Raw genomic sequence first — 14908 nt, 5'->3', positions numbered from 1 at the left:
CATGGCCGAGAGCGAGAGCGGTCAGGACAAGACAGAAGACCCCACGGAGAAGCGTAAAAAGGACTCCCGGGAAAAGGGTGAGATCGCCCGCTCCAAGGAACTCAACACCGTCGCGACCATGATGGCCGGTTCCGGCGCGCTGCTGATCTATGGTGGTGGCCTGGCCCTGGATTTGCTGGAGTTGATGAAATACAACTTCAGCCTGCCGCGCGAGGTGCTGCTCAATCCCGACGCCATGGGCCATTACCTGATGCATTCGGGCAATATCGCGCTGTTGGCGGTGCTGCCGATCCTGATCACCTTGTTGCTGGCTGCGTTGATCGGCCCGGTGGCGCTGGGAGGCTGGCTGTTTGCCGCCAGCAGTATGGCGCCCAAGTTCAGCCGCATGAACCCGGGGGCAGGGCTCAAACGCATGTTCTCCGCCAAGGCGCTGGTGGAGCTGCTCAAGGCCCTGGCCAAATTCATCCTGATTCTGTTCGTGGCGCTGGCGGTGTTGTCGTCGGATATCGACGACCTGCTGCGCATCGCCCACGAGCCGCTGGAGTCGGCGATCATCCACAGCTTGCAGTTGGTGGGCTGGAGCGCGCTGTGGATGTCTGCGGGGTTGATCATCATTGCGGCGGTGGACGCACCGATCCAGCTGTGGGAGAGCCACAAGAAACTGCTGATGACCAAGCAGGAGGTGCGTGACGAGCACAAGGACCAGGAAGGGCGGCCGGAGGTCAAGCAGCGCATCCGTCAGCTGCAGCGTGAAATGTCCCAGCGCAAGATGATGGCCTCGGTGCCCGACGCCGATGTGATCATCACCAACCCGACCCACTACGCCGTGGCCCTCAAGTACGATCCCGAGAAAGGCGGCGCGCCAATGCTGCTGGCCAAGGGCAGCGACTTTACCGCGCTGAAAATCCGTGAAATTGCCGTGGCCAACGACATCCTGTTGCTGGAATCGGCGGCGCTCGCGCGCTCGATCTTCTATTCCACCGACCTGGACCAGGAAATTCCCGCCGGTCTGTACCTGGCCGTGGCGCAGGTTCTGGCCTATGTCTACCAGATCCGCCAGTACCGCGCGGGTAAAGGCAAACGGCCGGACCCGCTCAAGGACCTGCCGATTCCGCCGGAGCTGCGGCGCGATTCCTGACGCGGTGTGGCTTCACAGTGGCCCATTTTTACATCTCTAACACTCGTTGTTGTGCAGCGTCTACCTGTCAACTTTGACAGTAGCCAGCAATACCTGTGCGCGGTTCCATTGCATTGAAAACGTGACGCAGGTTTTGAGCTAGATGCGGGGAGAGCGGTGTTGAAGGTGTATAGCGGGGCTGTCAAATCCTACGATCGGATCAGGGAAGAGTGGGTGATTTGGTCTGATGACTGGAAAGATGAAGTATTTGTCGACAAGAGAGATTGGGGCAAGACCAGGTTTTCGGTCGGCCGGAAACTGGCCTTTCAATTGATCCATCGACCCAAAGGCCCGTACGCGCTGCCGCCGATCAAATCAGCCACCCCCAAGCCTTGATGACACAGCGAGACAAAAAATATGGGAGGGGGCAAGCCCCCTCCCATATTTTTTTGATCCTGATACCAAAACCAAAGTTGGACAGCTTCTTGCAATACCGCCTGCAAGTCGCCTCTTGGCGTCAAAAGTTTGCTTTACGTTACGAGGAATACCGGTGGTGGATCGCTCTCAAATGTTCGGTACGGCCCGTACGACCCTGACTGACCTCTCGCGGGGCAATCTGGGTGTGCCGTTGTTGTTGCTGGTGATGCTGGCAATGATGATGTTGCCGATGCCGCCGTTTCTGCTCGACGTGTTCTTCACCTTCAACATTGCCCTGTCCGTCGTGGTCCTGCTGGTCTGCGTGTACGCGCTGCGGCCGCTGGATTTTGCGGTGTTTCCCACCATCCTGCTGGTGGCCACCCTGCTGCGGCTGGCACTGAACGTCGCGTCCACCCGCGTGGTGATGCTGCACGGCCAGGACGGCCATGCCGCCGCCGGCAAGGTGATCCAGGCGTTCGGTGAGGTGGTGATCGGCGGTAACTACGTGGTTGGTATCGTGGTGTTCGCGATCTTGATGATCATCAACTTCGTGGTGGTGACCAAGGGTGCCGGGCGCATTTCCGAGGTGAGCGCACGCTTTACCCTCGACGCCATGCCCGGCAAACAGATGGCCATCGACGCCGATCTCAACGCCGGCCTGATCGACCAGAACCAGGCCAAGAGCCGCCGCCTGGAAGTGGCTCAGGAAGCCGAGTTCTATGGTTCCATGGACGGTGCGAGCAAGTTTGTGCGTGGCGACGCCATCGCCGGTCTGCTGATTCTGTTCATCAACCTCATCGGCGGCATGGCCGTGGGCATCTTCCAGCACGGCATGACCTTCGGCGACGCCGGCAAGGTGTACGCCCTGCTGACCATCGGTGACGGTTTAGTGGCGCAATTGCCATCACTGTTGTTATCCACAGCAGCGGCCATCATGGTGACCCGTGCTTCAGGCTCTGAAGACATGGGCAAGCAGATCAGTCGGCAGATGTTCGCCTCGCCCAAAGCCCTGGCCGTGGCGGCGGGCATCATGGCGATCATGGGCATCGTGCCGGGCATGCCCCACGTGTCGTTCCTGACCATGGCGGCCCTGGCTGGCGGCGGTGCTTACCTGTTCTGGAAAAAACAGAACGCGGTCAAGGTGCAGGCCCTGCAGGAAGTGGCGCGCCAGCAGGAATTGCTGCCATCCCCGGCCCGCGCCCAGGAAACCAAGGAACTGGGCTGGGACGACGTGACCCCAATCGACATGATCGGCCTGGAGGTCGGCTACCGCCTGATTCCACTGGTGGACCGCAACCAGGGTGGCCAGTTGCTCGCGCGGATCAAGGGTGTGCGCAAGAAACTGTCCCAGGACCTGGGCTTCCTCATGCCCACTGTGCACATTCGCGACAACCTCGACCTGGCTCCCAGTGCCTATCGCCTGACCCTGATGGGCGTGATCCTCGCCGAAGCCGAGATCTACCCGGATCGGGAACTGGCGATCAACCCGGGCCAGGTGTTCGGCAGCCTCAACGGCATTACCGCCAAAGATCCGGCTTTTGGCCTGGAAGCGGTGTGGATCGAAGTCAGCCAGCGCAGCCAGGCGCAATCACTCGGTTACACCGTGGTGGACGCCAGCACCGTGGTCGCCACCCACCTCAACCAGATCCTCTACAAGCACTCCCACGAGCTGATCGGGCACGAGGAAGTCCAGCAATTGATGGGTTTGCTCGCCAAGGCCTCGCCAAAGCTCGCCGAGGAGCTGGTGCCGGGCGTGCTCTCGCTGTCGCAGTTGCTCAAGGTGCTGCAGGCGCTGCTGGCCGAACAGGTGCCGGTGCGCGACATTCGCAGCATTGCCGAGGCTATCGCCAACAACGCCGCCAAGAGTCAAGATACCGCCGCGTTGGTGGCTTCGGTGCGCGTTGGATTGTCCCGCGCAATCGTGCAAAGCATTGTAGGGCTTGACTCCGAGCTGCCTGTTATCACCCTGGAGCCAAGGTTGGAACAGATCTTGCTCAATAGTATTCAGAAGGCAGGATTAGGCCAGGAAGAGGGCGTTCTGCTGGAGCCAAGCATGGCTGAAAAACTGCAGCGTTCGTTGATCGACGCCGCACAGCGCCAGGAAATGCAGGGCCAACCGGTGATTCTGCTGGTGGCAGGCCCGGTCCGAGCGATGTTGTCGCGGTTTGGACGTCTGGCAGTACCGAATTTGCACGTGTTGGCTTACCAGGAAATTCCTGACAATAAGCAAGTGACTATCGTCGCGACAGTAGGGCCCAACGGCTGAGGTAGTGGGTTATGCAAGTGAAGCGTTTTTTCGCCGCCGATATGCGTCAGGCCATGAAACTGGTGCGTGATGAGCTGGGCGCCGATGCCGCCATTATCGGTAACCGCCGCATCGCCGGCGGTGTGGAGCTGACGGCTGCCCTGGATTACACCCCTCAGGCCCTGGCGCCACGCGTGCCGAACATGGAACTCGAAGACGAGCTGCGCAAGACCGCCTCGCGCATTGTGTCGGCCCAGGCCGAGCTGAGCATGCGCGGCGACAGCGACACCACCACCAATCGCCAGCTGTTTGCCGGCCTGCCGCTGACCGCTGCCGAGCCGCTGGTGGAGCCGACCTTTGTCGAACCGCCGCGTCCTGCCGCACCGGCCCCGGCCGCCAGCGTCGACCAGCGCGTATTCGATTCGATGCGCTTTGAACTCAACGGCCTGCGTGAACTGCTCGAAGTGCAACTGGGCTCGCTGGCCTGGAACCAATTGCAAGGCAGCAAGCCGCAACAGGCCAATCTGTGGCGCCGTCTGCAACGCATCGGCCTGTCCGGCCCGCTGTCGCGCGACCTGCTGGCGCTGACCGGCAGCATCGAAGAGCCCCGCCAGGCCTGGCGCATGCTGCTGGCGCACCTGGCTCGGATGATCGCCACCCCGGAAATCGAACCCCTGGAAGAGGGCGGTGTGATCGCCATGGTCGGCCCTGCCGGCATGGGCAAGACCACCACCCTGGCCAAGCTGGCCGCCCGTTACGTGCTCAAATACGGCGCCAACAACATCGCGCTGGTTAGCATGGACAGCTACCGTATCGGCGCCCAGGAGCAGCTCAAGACCCTCGGCCGCATTCTCAATGTGCCGGTGACCCACGTCGACCCGGGCCAGTCCCTGGCCAACGCCCTCGACCCGCTGCTGCGCAAGCGCGTGGTGCTGATCGATACCGCCGGCCTGCAAGCCAGCGACCCGGCGTTGCGCATGCAGCTGGAAAGCCTGGCGGGCCGCGGGATCAAGTCGAAAAATTACCTGGTGCTTGCAACCACCAGCCAGAAACAGGTTCTTACCGCTGCGTATCATAGTTACAAGCGCTGCGGGCTGGCCGGCTGCATCCTCACCAAGCTCGACGAAACCGCGAGCCTGGGCGAGGTGCTGAGCCTGGCAATCAGCCATGAATTACCGGTCGCCTACCTGACCGACGGCCCGCGGATCCCGGATGATCTGCATCTGCCGCGTCGTCATCAGTTGGTCAGCCGTGCCGTGAGTGTGCAAATGCAAGACGAGCCTAGCGAGGAAGCAATGGCTGATATGTTCGCCGACCTTTACCACAACCCGGCAAAACGGGTCGGTTGAGGCAGGATGAACGCCGTGAAATGTACCTACATCGATGGTCTGCAAGCGATTCAAGCGGCCAAGCCATGTAGCCTGCGTCTAAGCAAGACAAGGTAAAGAAATAAAATGGGCAGCATGCATCCCGTACAGGTGATCGCGGTGACCGGCGGCAAAGGTGGCGTCGGGAAAACTAACGTGTCAGTGAATTTGTCCCTGGCCCTGGCAGAGCTTGGCCGTCGCGTCATGCTGCTGGACGCTGACCTGGGCCTGGCGAACGTGGACGTTCTGCTGGGGCTGACCCCCAAACATACGCTCGCCGATGTGATCGAGGGGCGCTGTGAGCTGCGCGATGTGTTGCTGCAGGGGCCTGGCGGGATCCGCATCGTGCCGGCTGCCTCTGGCACCCAGAGCATGGTGCACCTGAGCCCGGCGCAGCATGCCGGCCTGATCCAGGCGTTCAGCGACATTGGCGACAACCTCGACGTGCTGGTGATCGATACCGCCGCCGGCATTGGCGAGTCCGTGGTCAGCTTTGTACGCGCTGCGCAGGAAGTGCTGCTGGTGGTGTGCGACGAGCCCACCTCGATCACCGACGCCTACGCCCTGATCAAACTGCTTAACCGTGACTACGGCATGAATCGCTTCCGCGTGCTGGCCAATATGGCCCAGAGCCCGCAGGAAGGGCGCAACCTGTTCGCCAAGCTGACCAAGGTCACGGATCGTTTTCTTGATGTCGCCCTGCAATACGTTGGCGCGGTTCCCTACGACGAATGCGTGCGCAAGGCTGTGCAAAAACAGCGTGCGGTCTACGAAGCATTCCCGCGTTCCAAGTGCGCGCTGGCATTCAAGGCGATTGCCCAGAAGGTCGATACCTGGCCGCTGCCCGCCAACCCGCGCGGGCATCTGGAATTCTTCGTCGAGCGATTGGTGCATCAGACAAGCGCGGGTCCTGTGCTATGACATCCAGCGGCTACAACCTCTATAAAAAATCGGCACGTGACAGCCAGGGCGAATTGATCGAGCGCTATGCGCCGCTGGTCAAGCGCATCGCCTATCACCTGCTGGCACGCCTGCCGGCCAGCGTGCAGGTCGAAGACCTGATCCAGGCCGGCATGATCGGTCTGCTCGAAGTGTCGACCAAGTACGACGCGAGCAAGGGCGCCAGTTTCGAGACGTATGCGGGTATTCGTATCCGTGGCGCCATGCTCGATGAAGTGCGTAAAGGGGATTGGGCGCCGCGTTCGGTGCACCGCAATACGCGGATGGTCAGTGACGCAATTCGCTCAATTGAAGCAAAAACCGGTCGCGACGCTAAAGATCACGAAGTTGCGGCCGAACTCCAATTGAGTCTCGATGATTATTACGGGATTTTGAACGATACCTTGGGCAGCCGCCTGTTCAGTTTCGACGACCTGTTGCAGGACGGCGAACACGAAGGGCTGCACGAGGACGGCGCGAGTGCGCATATGGAACCGTCACGCGACCTGGAAGATGAACGTTTTCAGGGCGCACTGGCGGACGCCATTGCCAACTTGCCGGAGCGTGAGCGCCTGGTCCTGGCGCTGTACTACGACGAAGAGCTGAACCTCAAGGAAATCGGTGAGGTCCTGGGGGTCAGCGAATCGCGTGTCAGCCAGTTGCATAGCCAGTGCGCAGCCCGTTTGCGGGGGCGTTTGGGAGAGTGGCGCGCGCGCTGACAGGCAGTGTGGGGACACTGCAGACGATACCGCGAAGGTCACTACTTTCGCGGGTTCGACCCGTGGTGGACCCGGCAGTCCTTTTTGTGTAACGCCTGTTGATTGAAATGGCGCGTCCAGGTGCTGGGCGCGTTTAAGACTGCTTGGAGGTCGAATTGGACAAGAACATGAAAATCCTCATCGTTGATGACTTCTCAACGATGCGGCGGATCATAAAAAACCTGTTGCGTGACCTTGGGTTCACAAACACGGTCGAGGCGGATGACGGTATTACCGCGATTCCAATCCTCAACAGCGGCAGCATCGACTTTCTGGTAACCGACTGGAACATGCCGGGCATGACCGGCATCGACCTGTTGCGCCATGTGCGCGCCGACGAGAAGCTGCGCAGCCTGCCTGTGCTGATGGTGACCGCCGAAGCCAAGCGTGAACAGATCATCGAAGCCGCCCAAGCCGGGGTAAACGGTTACGTGGTCAAGCCATTCACGGCATTGGCGCTAAAAGAGAAGATCGAAAAAATCTTCGAACGCATCCAAGGCTAATGCCATCGCGGGGGAGCTATGGAGCAGAAAGAAACAACATTGGGCGATTTTGAGTCGACCCTGAAAAAGCATGCTCACGAGTTGGTCGAGAGCCTTGAAAAAGGTCATTTCGGCGACGCGGTGCAGTTGATCCATGAGCTTAACCAGACCCGTGACCGCGGCCTGTACCAGGAAGTGGGCAAGCTCACGCGCGAGCTGCACAGTGCGATCGTCAATTTTCAGATTGATCCGCACATGCCCCAGGCCGAAGAAATTTCGCAGATCACCGATGCCACTGAACGCCTGTCCTATGTGGTCAAGCTGACCGAGGCAGCGGCCAACCGCACCATGGACCTGGTGGAAAACGCCACGCCGCTGGTCAATGGCATGGCCACCGAAGCCCAGGCGCTCAGTCACGACTGGGGCCGCTTCATGCGTCGCGAAGTGGGTGCTGAAGAGTTTCGTGAGCTGGCCCGTCGGGTCGACGGTTTTCTGTCGCGTAGCGAACAGGAAAACCGCACCGTGGCGAGCAACCTCAACGATATTCTGCTGGCCCAGGATTACCAGGACCTCACCGGTCAAGTGATCAAGCGCGTGACCCAACTGGTCACCGAAGTGGAAAGCAACCTGCTCAAACTGGTGCTCATGGCCGGGCAGGTCGATCGTTTTGCCGGCATCGAACATGACCGTGCGGCGATCCTTTCGGAAAAAGATCCACAAAAACATCTCGCCAAGGGTGAAGGTCCGCAGATTCATGCCGATAAACGTGAAGACGTTGTGTCAGGTCAGGATGATGTCGATGACCTGTTATCCAGTTTAGGCTTCTAAGGAGCACCCACATGAGCTTCGGCGCCGATGAAGAAATCCTTCAGGATTTCCTTGTAGAGGCCGGCGAAATTTTAGAGCAACTGTCCGAACAACTGGTCGAGCTGGAAAGCCGACCGGATGATGCGAACCTGCTCAATGCAATTTTTCGCGGTTTTCACACTGTAAAAGGGGGCGCCGGCTTCCTCCAGCTCCATGAGCTGGTGGAGTGCTGCCACATCGCCGAGAACGTGTTCGACATCCTGCGCAAGGGTGAGCGAAAGGTCGACTCGGAGTTGATGGACGTGATTCTCGAAGCACTGGATGCGGTCAACGGCATGTTCAGCGAAGTGCGCGAACGTGCCCCGATCACCGCCGCCACCCCGGAACTGCTGGCCGCCCTGGCGCGCCTGGCAGAGCCAGCTGACGAGGCGGTCGCCGTGCAAGCTGCGCCTGCACCGGTGGCCGAGCCTGAGCCTGAGCCGGATGTCACCGACAGCGAGTTCGAACAACTGCTCGATTCGCTCAACGCCGTGAAGGCCGAGGCCGAAGCACCGCAAGCGCCACAGCCACCGGCTGCGGCACCTGCCGCGCCGACCAGCGAAGACATCACCGACGCCGAATTCGAATCCCTGCTCGACCAGTTGCATGGCAAAGGTCAGTTCGCTGCCGACGCCGTGGCACCGGTGGCCGCGCCGCCCGCAGCCACAGCCAGCGCCAGCACCGATATCACCGACGACGAATTCGAAGCCTTGCTCGACCAACTGCACGGCAAGGGCACGTTCGCTGCCGATGCCTTGCCGGAAGTCGCCGCGACGGCGCCAGCCGCCGCCGCGCCAGCCGCTGCTGCCGCCAGCGCAGCACCGGCCGGTGACGGGTTGATCAGCGATCACGAATTCGAAGCCTTGCTCGACGAACTGCATGGCAAGGGCAAGTTCGCCGAAGTGGCCCCGGCCGCAGCGGCGACTGCCGCGCCTGTGGCCGCCAAGCCAGCACCTGCACCGGTCGCCAAGCCAGCACCTGCACCGGTCGCCAAGCCGGCACCTGCACCGGTGGCCAAGCCCGCGCCGGCACCGGCCGCAGCACCTGCACGTGCCCCGGCTGCCGCCGTGGCCGAAAAACCGGTCACCACCGAAGCCGAAACCACCGTACGGGTAGACACCGCACGCCTGGACGACATCATGAACATGGTGGGCGAGTTGGTGCTGGTGCGTAACCGTCTGGTGCGCCTGGGCCTGAGCAGTGGCGATGAAGCCATGCAAAAGGCCGTGTCGAACCTCGACGTGGTCACCGCCGACCTGCAGACCGCGGTGATGAAAACCCGCATGCAGCCGATCAAGAAAGTCTTCGGCCGCTTCCCGCGTCTGGTTCGCGACCTGGCACGCCAGCTCAAGAAAGAAATCAACCTGGAACTGGTGGGCGAAGAAACCGACCTCGACAAGAACCTTGTCGAGGCCCTGGCCGACCCGTTGGTCCACTTGGTGCGCAACGCTGTCGACCACGGCGTGGAAACTCCCGAAGAGCGTGAAGCGGCGGGCAAGTCGCGCAGCGGCAAGGTGATTCTGGCGGCCGAGCAGGAAGGCGACCATATCCTGCTGTCGATCACCGACGATGGCAAAGGCATGGACCCGGCGATCCTGCGCAATATCGCCGTCAAGCGTGGCGTGATGGACAAGGACGCCGCCGACCGTCTTACCGACACCGAGTGCTACAACCTGATCTTCGCCCCGGGCTTCTCGACCAAGACCGAGATTTCCGATGTGTCCGGCCGTGGCGTCGGCATGGACGTGGTGAAGACCAAGATCAGCCAGCTCAACGGCTCGATCAACATCTACTCGACGAAGGGCCAGGGCTCCAAGATCGTCATCAAGGTGCCGCTGACCCTGGCGATCATGCCGACCCTGATGGTGATGCTGGGCAACCAGGCGTTCGCCTTCCCGCTGGTCAACGTCAACGAGATCTTCCACCTCGACCTGTCGCGCACCAACGTGGTCGACGGCCAGGAGGTGGTGATCGTGCGCGACAAGGCCTTGCCGCTGTTCTACCTCAAGCGCTGGCTGGTGGCATCGGCCAAGCATGAGGAACAACACGAAGGCCATGTGGTGATCCTGTCCGTGGGCACCCAGCGCATCGGCTTCGTGGTCGACCAACTGGTGGGCCAGGAAGAGGTGGTGATCAAGCCATTGGGCAAAATGCTGCAGGGGACCCCGGGCATGTCGGGTGCGACCATTACCGGTGACGGTCGGATCGCGCTGATTCTCGATGTTCCGAGCATGCTCAAGCGTTACGCCGCACGGCGTATTTGATTTTGGTGGGGCCCAGGCGGTAACGCCCGCCCCACCTAACGGAGTGTTTATGGCAGTCAAGGTCCTGGTGGTGGACGATTCGGGTTTCTTCCGCCGCCGCGTCTCGGAAATTCTTTCCGCCGATCCAAGCATCCAGGTGGTCGGCACGGCCACCAACGGCAAAGAGGCGATTGACCAGGCGATTGCGTTGAAGCCGGACGTGATCACCATGGACTACGAGATGCCGATGATGGATGGCATCACGGCCGTGCGCCATATCATGCAACGCTGCCCCACCGCGGTATTGATGTTCTCCTCGCTGACCCACGAAGGCGCCCGAGTGACCCTCGACGCGCTGGACGCCGGCGCGGTGGATTTTTTGCCGAAGAATTTCGAAGACATCTCGCGCAACCCCGAGAAGGTCAAGCAGATGCTGTGCGAGAAGGTGCACAGCATTGCGCGCAGTAACCGCCGCAGCCTGTCCAGCGCACCAGCGCCGGCAGCCGCACCGGTTGCGCCCGCAGGTTCCTCGTTCAACCGCCCGGCACCTGCGCCGACGACCCGGCCTGCACCCGCCGCGCCAGCCCGTAACCCGGCGCCCGGCGCCCATGCGCACACGCACTCATCGGCGCCCAAGCGCAAGGCTTACAAGCTGGTCGCCATTGGCACCTCCACCGGTGGCCCGGTAGCCCTGCAACGGGTGTTGACCCAACTGCCGGCCAACTTTCCGGCGCCCATCGTGCTGATCCAGCACATGCCCGCTGCGTTCACCAAGGCGTTCGCCGAGCGCCTGGACAAGCTGTGCCGCATCAGCGTCAAGGAAGCCGAGGATGGCGACATCCTGCGTCCTGGCCTGGCGCTGCTGGCACCGGGTGGCAAGCAGATGATGGTGGACGGGCGTGGCGCGATCAAAATCCTGCCGGGCGACGAGCGCCTCAACTACAAGCCGTGCGTGGACATCACCTTTGGCTCCGCCGCCAAGTCCTACGGCGACAAGGTTTTGGCGGTGGTGCTCACCGGCATGGGCGCCGACGGCCGTGAAGGCGCTCGCCTGCTCAAGCAGGGCGGCAGCGCCATCTGGGCCCAGGACGAAGCCAGCTGCGTGATCTATGGCATGCCCATGGCCATCGTCAAGGCTGACCTTGCCGACGCCGTCTACAGCCTGGACGACATCGGCCGGCATCTGGTGGAGGCCTGTCTCTGATGGATGTGTTGAGCCTGATCGGCATTACCCTGGCCTTTGTCGCGATCATTGGCGGCAACTACCTGGAGGGCGGCCACCTCGGCGCCCTGGCCAACGGTCCGGCTGCGTTGATCGTGATCGGCGGCACCGTGGGCGCGGCCTTGCTGCAGGCGCCCTTGAGTTCGTTCAAGCGCGCCATGCAGATTCTGGTGTGGATCATTTTCCCGCCGCGCGTGGACCTGGCCGGCGGCGTCGACCGCGTGGTCAATTGGAGCCTCACCGCACGCAAGGAAGGTCTGCTGGGTCTGGAAGGCGTGGCCGATGCCGAGCCTGACAGCTACGCCCGCAAAGGCCTGCAACTGCTGGTTGACGGCGCCGAACCGGAGGCGATCCGCAGCATCCTGGAAGTGGATTTCTACACCCAGGAAAGCCGCGATATCAATGCGGCCAAAGTCTTTGAAAGCATGGGCGGCTACGCGCCGACCATCGGCATCATCGGTGCGGTGATGGGCCTGATCCATGTGATGGGCAACCTCGCTGATCCGTCGCAACTGGGCAGCGGGATTGCCGTGGCGTTCGTCGCCACCATTTATGGTGTGGCCAGTGCCAACCTGGTGCTGCTGCCGGTGGCGAGCAAGCTCAAGTCGATTGCGCTGCGCCAGTCCCGTTATCGCGAAATGTTGCTCGAAGGCATCCTGTCGATTGCCGAGGGCGAGAACCCGCGTTCCATCGAATTGAAGCTCCAGGGCTTCATGGATTGATGGGGGGAGTTGCCAGTGAGCCGTCGCCGCCGCGAGCCTGAAGAACACGTCAATCATGAACGCTGGCTGGTGTCCTACGCGGACTTCATCACCTTGCTGTTCGCGTTTTTCGTGGTGATGTATTCGATCTCGTCCGTCAACGAAGGCAAGTACAAGATCATTTCCCAGGCGTTGGTGGGCGTGTTCAACGACACGGATCGCGCGCTCAAGCCGATTCCCATTGGCGACGAGCGGCCCAAGACCGTGACCCCGGCCAAGCCGCTGGTCAACGACAGCGACGAAACCGCTGCGGGAATAGGCGGCACCAGCGACCCGCTGAAAAGCATCGCGGATGACATCAGCGCGGCGTTCGGCGACCTGATCAGCTCCAATCAGATGACCGTGCGCGGCAATGAGCTGTGGGTGGAGATCGAACTCAACTCCAGCCTGTTGTTCGCCAGTGCCGACGCCATCCCCAGCGACCAGGCGTTCAGCATCATCGACAAGGTGGCGGCGATCCTCAAGCCGTTTGAAAATCCGATCCATGTGGAAGGCTTTACCGATAACGTGCCGATCAGCACCGCGCAGTACCCGACCAACTGGGAGCTGTCGTCGGCGCGGGCGGCGAGCATCGTGCGCATGCTCGCCATGCAGGGTGTGAACCCCGGCCGCCTGGCGTCGGTGGGTTATGGCGAGTTTCAGCCGGTGGCCAACAATGCCACGGTGCAGGGCCGCGCGCGCAACCGCCGCGTGGTGCTGGTGGTATCACGCAACCTGGACGTACGCCGCAGCCTTACGGGCACCGGCACTGCAAATGCAACACCGGATGCCGCGTTGAAGCGCGCTGGCACACAAACTGCACCGCCAGCGGTTAAGCCGCCGGTTCGACAGGGCTCCGTCAATTCCCCGTCGCCGGCTCACTAATTTTATGCACTGTCTCGGTCGCGCCATTGCCTGCCGGGAGGAACCAACCGAATGAGAGTCTGGGCAGTTGCCAATCAAAAAGGTGGAGTCGGCAAGACCACCACCTCCATCGCTTTAGCCGGCTTGCTGGCCGAGGCGGGCAAGCGTGTGGTCGTGGTCGATCTGGACCCTCACGGCTCGATGACCAGCTATTTCGGCTACGACCCGGATGCCCTGGAGCACAGCTGCTACGACCTGTTCCTGCACAAGGGCAGTGTGCCGGCCGACTTGCCGGGGCAGCTGCTGCTGCCCACCAGCAACGAAAGCATTTCCCTGCTGCCGTCCAGCACTGCGCTGGCCACCCTTGAGCGACAGTCTCCAGGGCAAAGCGGCCTGGGCCTGGTGATCGCCAAGACCCTGGCGCAACTGTGGCAGGAATTCGACTACGCAATCATCGACAGCCCGCCGTTGCTCGGTGTGCTGATGGTCAACGCCCTGGCGGCCAGCCAGCAGCTGGTGATCCCGGTGCAGACCGAGCACCTCGCCGTCAAAGGCCTGGAGCGCATGGTCAGCACCCTGGCGATGATCAACCGCTCGCGCAAGCAGCCGTTGCCCTACAGCATCGTGCCGACCCTGTTCGACCGGCGTACCCAGGCATCGCTCGGCACCTTGCGTGTGCTGCGCGACGGCTACCCGGACGCGATCTGGAACGGCTACATCCCGGTCGACACGCGCCTGCGTGACGCCAGCCGCGCGGGGCTCACGCCGTCGCAGTTCGATGGCAAGAGCCGTGGCGTGCTGGCCTACCGTGCGTTGCTCAAGCACCTGTTGTCGCAGCAGCTTGTGGCGCAGGTGGCATGATGAACCGACCTGTCGATTTCAAGCTCAAGACCCGGCCGCAGCTGGCACTCGAATCCTATCTGGATGCCTTGCTGCAGGAAGCGACCGCCGAAGAATTGCCGGAGCCGATCCTCGTGCTCGAACCGGCCCAGGCGGCGCAAGCCCCGTTGGACGAGTTCCAGCTGGCGGTACTGGAAGAACAGGCGCGCGATGCGCAGGTGGTGGTGCCGATTGTTCCGCTGCCGGTGGTGGTTGCGCCGGCAGTGGTCGAGCCCGTGGTCGAAGTGCACATGCCACCGAGCATCACGCCGCCGCCGGTGCGTGGCGATGAACGTCCGGCCTGGGCCGCCGAGCCGTTCGAGTGCCTGCTGTTCGATGTCGCCGGCCTCACCTTGGCGGTGCCGCTGGTATGCCTGGGTTCGATCTATTCGCTCGAAGGCCAGGAGTTGACGCCGCTGTTCGGGCAACCAGAGTGGTTCCTCGGCATCCTGCCCAGCCAGGCCGGCAACCTCAAGGTGCTCGACACCGCGCGCTGGGTGATGCCCGATCGCTATCGCGACGACTTCCGCCAGGGCTTGCAATACGTGATCTCGGTGCAGGGCTACGAGTGGGGGCTGGCGGTGCATCAAGTCAGCCGTTCGTTGCGCCTGGACCCGAACGAAATCAAATGGCGCAGCCACCGTGGCCAACGGCCGTGGCTGGCGGGCACCGTGATCGAACACATGTGCGCGTTGCTTGATGTCGCCGAACTGGCCGAGTTGATCGCCAGCGGTGCAGTCAAGACGATGGCGCAGGTCAAACGCAGTTGAGTGAACAATAAGGGCTGCG

General features: G+C 61.9%; 13 protein-coding genes. All 13 read left to right on the top strand.

Going from position 1 to position 14908, the window contains the following annotated elements; genetic code table 11:
* Position 1: 1 nt before the first annotated feature.
* On the top strand, positions 2–1138 hold the full coding sequence (gene flhB / locus H045_RS12980; RefSeq protein ID WP_003236872.1) for a flagellar biosynthesis protein FlhB: 1137 nt from the start codon (positions 2–4) through the stop codon (positions 1136–1138).
* Positions 1139–1685: 547 nt separating this feature from the next.
* A complete protein-coding gene (gene flhA / locus H045_RS12975; protein WP_186351057.1) occupies positions 1686–3800 on the top strand; it encodes a flagellar biosynthesis protein FlhA in 2115 nt (704 codons plus the stop codon).
* An 11-nt stretch (positions 3801–3811) separates the two neighbouring features.
* Positions 3812–5128: a flagellar biosynthesis GTPase FlhF gene (flhF, locus tag H045_RS12970; RefSeq protein ID WP_003236865.1), complete on the top strand. Its 1317-nt coding sequence runs from the start codon at positions 3812–3814 to the stop codon at positions 5126–5128.
* A gap of 105 nt (positions 5129–5233) precedes the next feature.
* The gene (gene fleN / locus H045_RS12965; protein ID WP_003192912.1) at positions 5234–6067 is read left to right on the top strand and encodes a flagellar synthesis regulator FleN; all 834 of its coding nucleotides are present in this window, start codon (positions 5234–5236) and stop codon (positions 6065–6067) included.
* Positions 6064–6804 carry an RNA polymerase sigma factor FliA gene (gene fliA, locus H045_RS12960; protein WP_003236863.1) on the top strand — a complete coding sequence of 247 codons (741 nt, stop codon included), beginning with the start codon at positions 6064–6066 and terminating at the stop codon, positions 6802–6804. Before fleN ends, fliA begins: the two co-directional genes overlap by 4 nt.
* Positions 6805–6971: 167 nt before the next feature.
* Positions 6972–7346, top strand: coding sequence for a chemotaxis response regulator CheY (locus H045_RS12955; protein ID WP_162276124.1), 375 nt, complete (start codon positions 6972–6974; stop codon positions 7344–7346).
* Positions 7347–7364: 18 nt separating this feature from the next.
* Positions 7365–8153 (top strand): protein phosphatase CheZ, encoded by a 789-nt coding sequence (locus H045_RS12950; RefSeq protein ID WP_003236860.1) that lies wholly within the window; start codon positions 7365–7367, stop codon positions 8151–8153.
* Between the two features lie 11 nt (positions 8154–8164).
* Complete coding sequence (locus H045_RS12945) at positions 8165–10435, top strand: chemotaxis protein CheA (RefSeq protein ID WP_015372589.1); 2271 nt, start codon at positions 8165–8167, stop codon at positions 10433–10435.
* A gap of 49 nt (positions 10436–10484) precedes the next feature.
* The gene (locus tag H045_RS12940) at positions 10485–11618 is read left to right on the top strand and encodes a protein-glutamate methylesterase/protein-glutamine glutaminase (RefSeq protein ID WP_003236854.1); all 1134 of its coding nucleotides are present in this window, start codon (positions 10485–10487) and stop codon (positions 11616–11618) included.
* Positions 11618–12358: a flagellar motor protein gene (locus H045_RS12935; RefSeq protein ID WP_003236851.1), complete on the top strand. Its 741-nt coding sequence runs from the start codon at positions 11618–11620 to the stop codon at positions 12356–12358. The genes H045_RS12940 and H045_RS12935 overlap by 1 nt, the downstream gene beginning before the upstream one ends.
* 15 nt (positions 12359–12373) lie before the next feature.
* Positions 12374–13261: a flagellar motor protein MotD gene (motD, locus tag H045_RS12930; protein WP_003236849.1), complete on the top strand. Its 888-nt coding sequence runs from the start codon at positions 12374–12376 to the stop codon at positions 13259–13261.
* Positions 13262–13312: 51 nt separating this feature from the next.
* Entirely contained in the window at positions 13313–14101 is a 789-nt protein-coding gene (locus tag H045_RS12925; RefSeq protein WP_003236847.1) for a ParA family protein, read from the top strand.
* Positions 14101–14889: a CheW domain-containing protein gene (locus H045_RS12920; RefSeq protein ID WP_003236845.1), complete on the top strand. Its 789-nt coding sequence runs from the start codon at positions 14101–14103 to the stop codon at positions 14887–14889. Before H045_RS12925 ends, H045_RS12920 begins: the two co-directional genes overlap by 1 nt.
* Positions 14890–14908: the final 19 nt, after the last annotated feature.

The organism is Pseudomonas poae RE*1-1-14 (assembly GCF_000336465.1).
GTDB lineage: Bacteria > Pseudomonadota > Gammaproteobacteria > Pseudomonadales > Pseudomonadaceae > Aquipseudomonas > Aquipseudomonas poae.
Note: the sequence above shows the minus strand (reverse complement) of the source record. Positions and strands in the feature narration are given on the sequence as shown.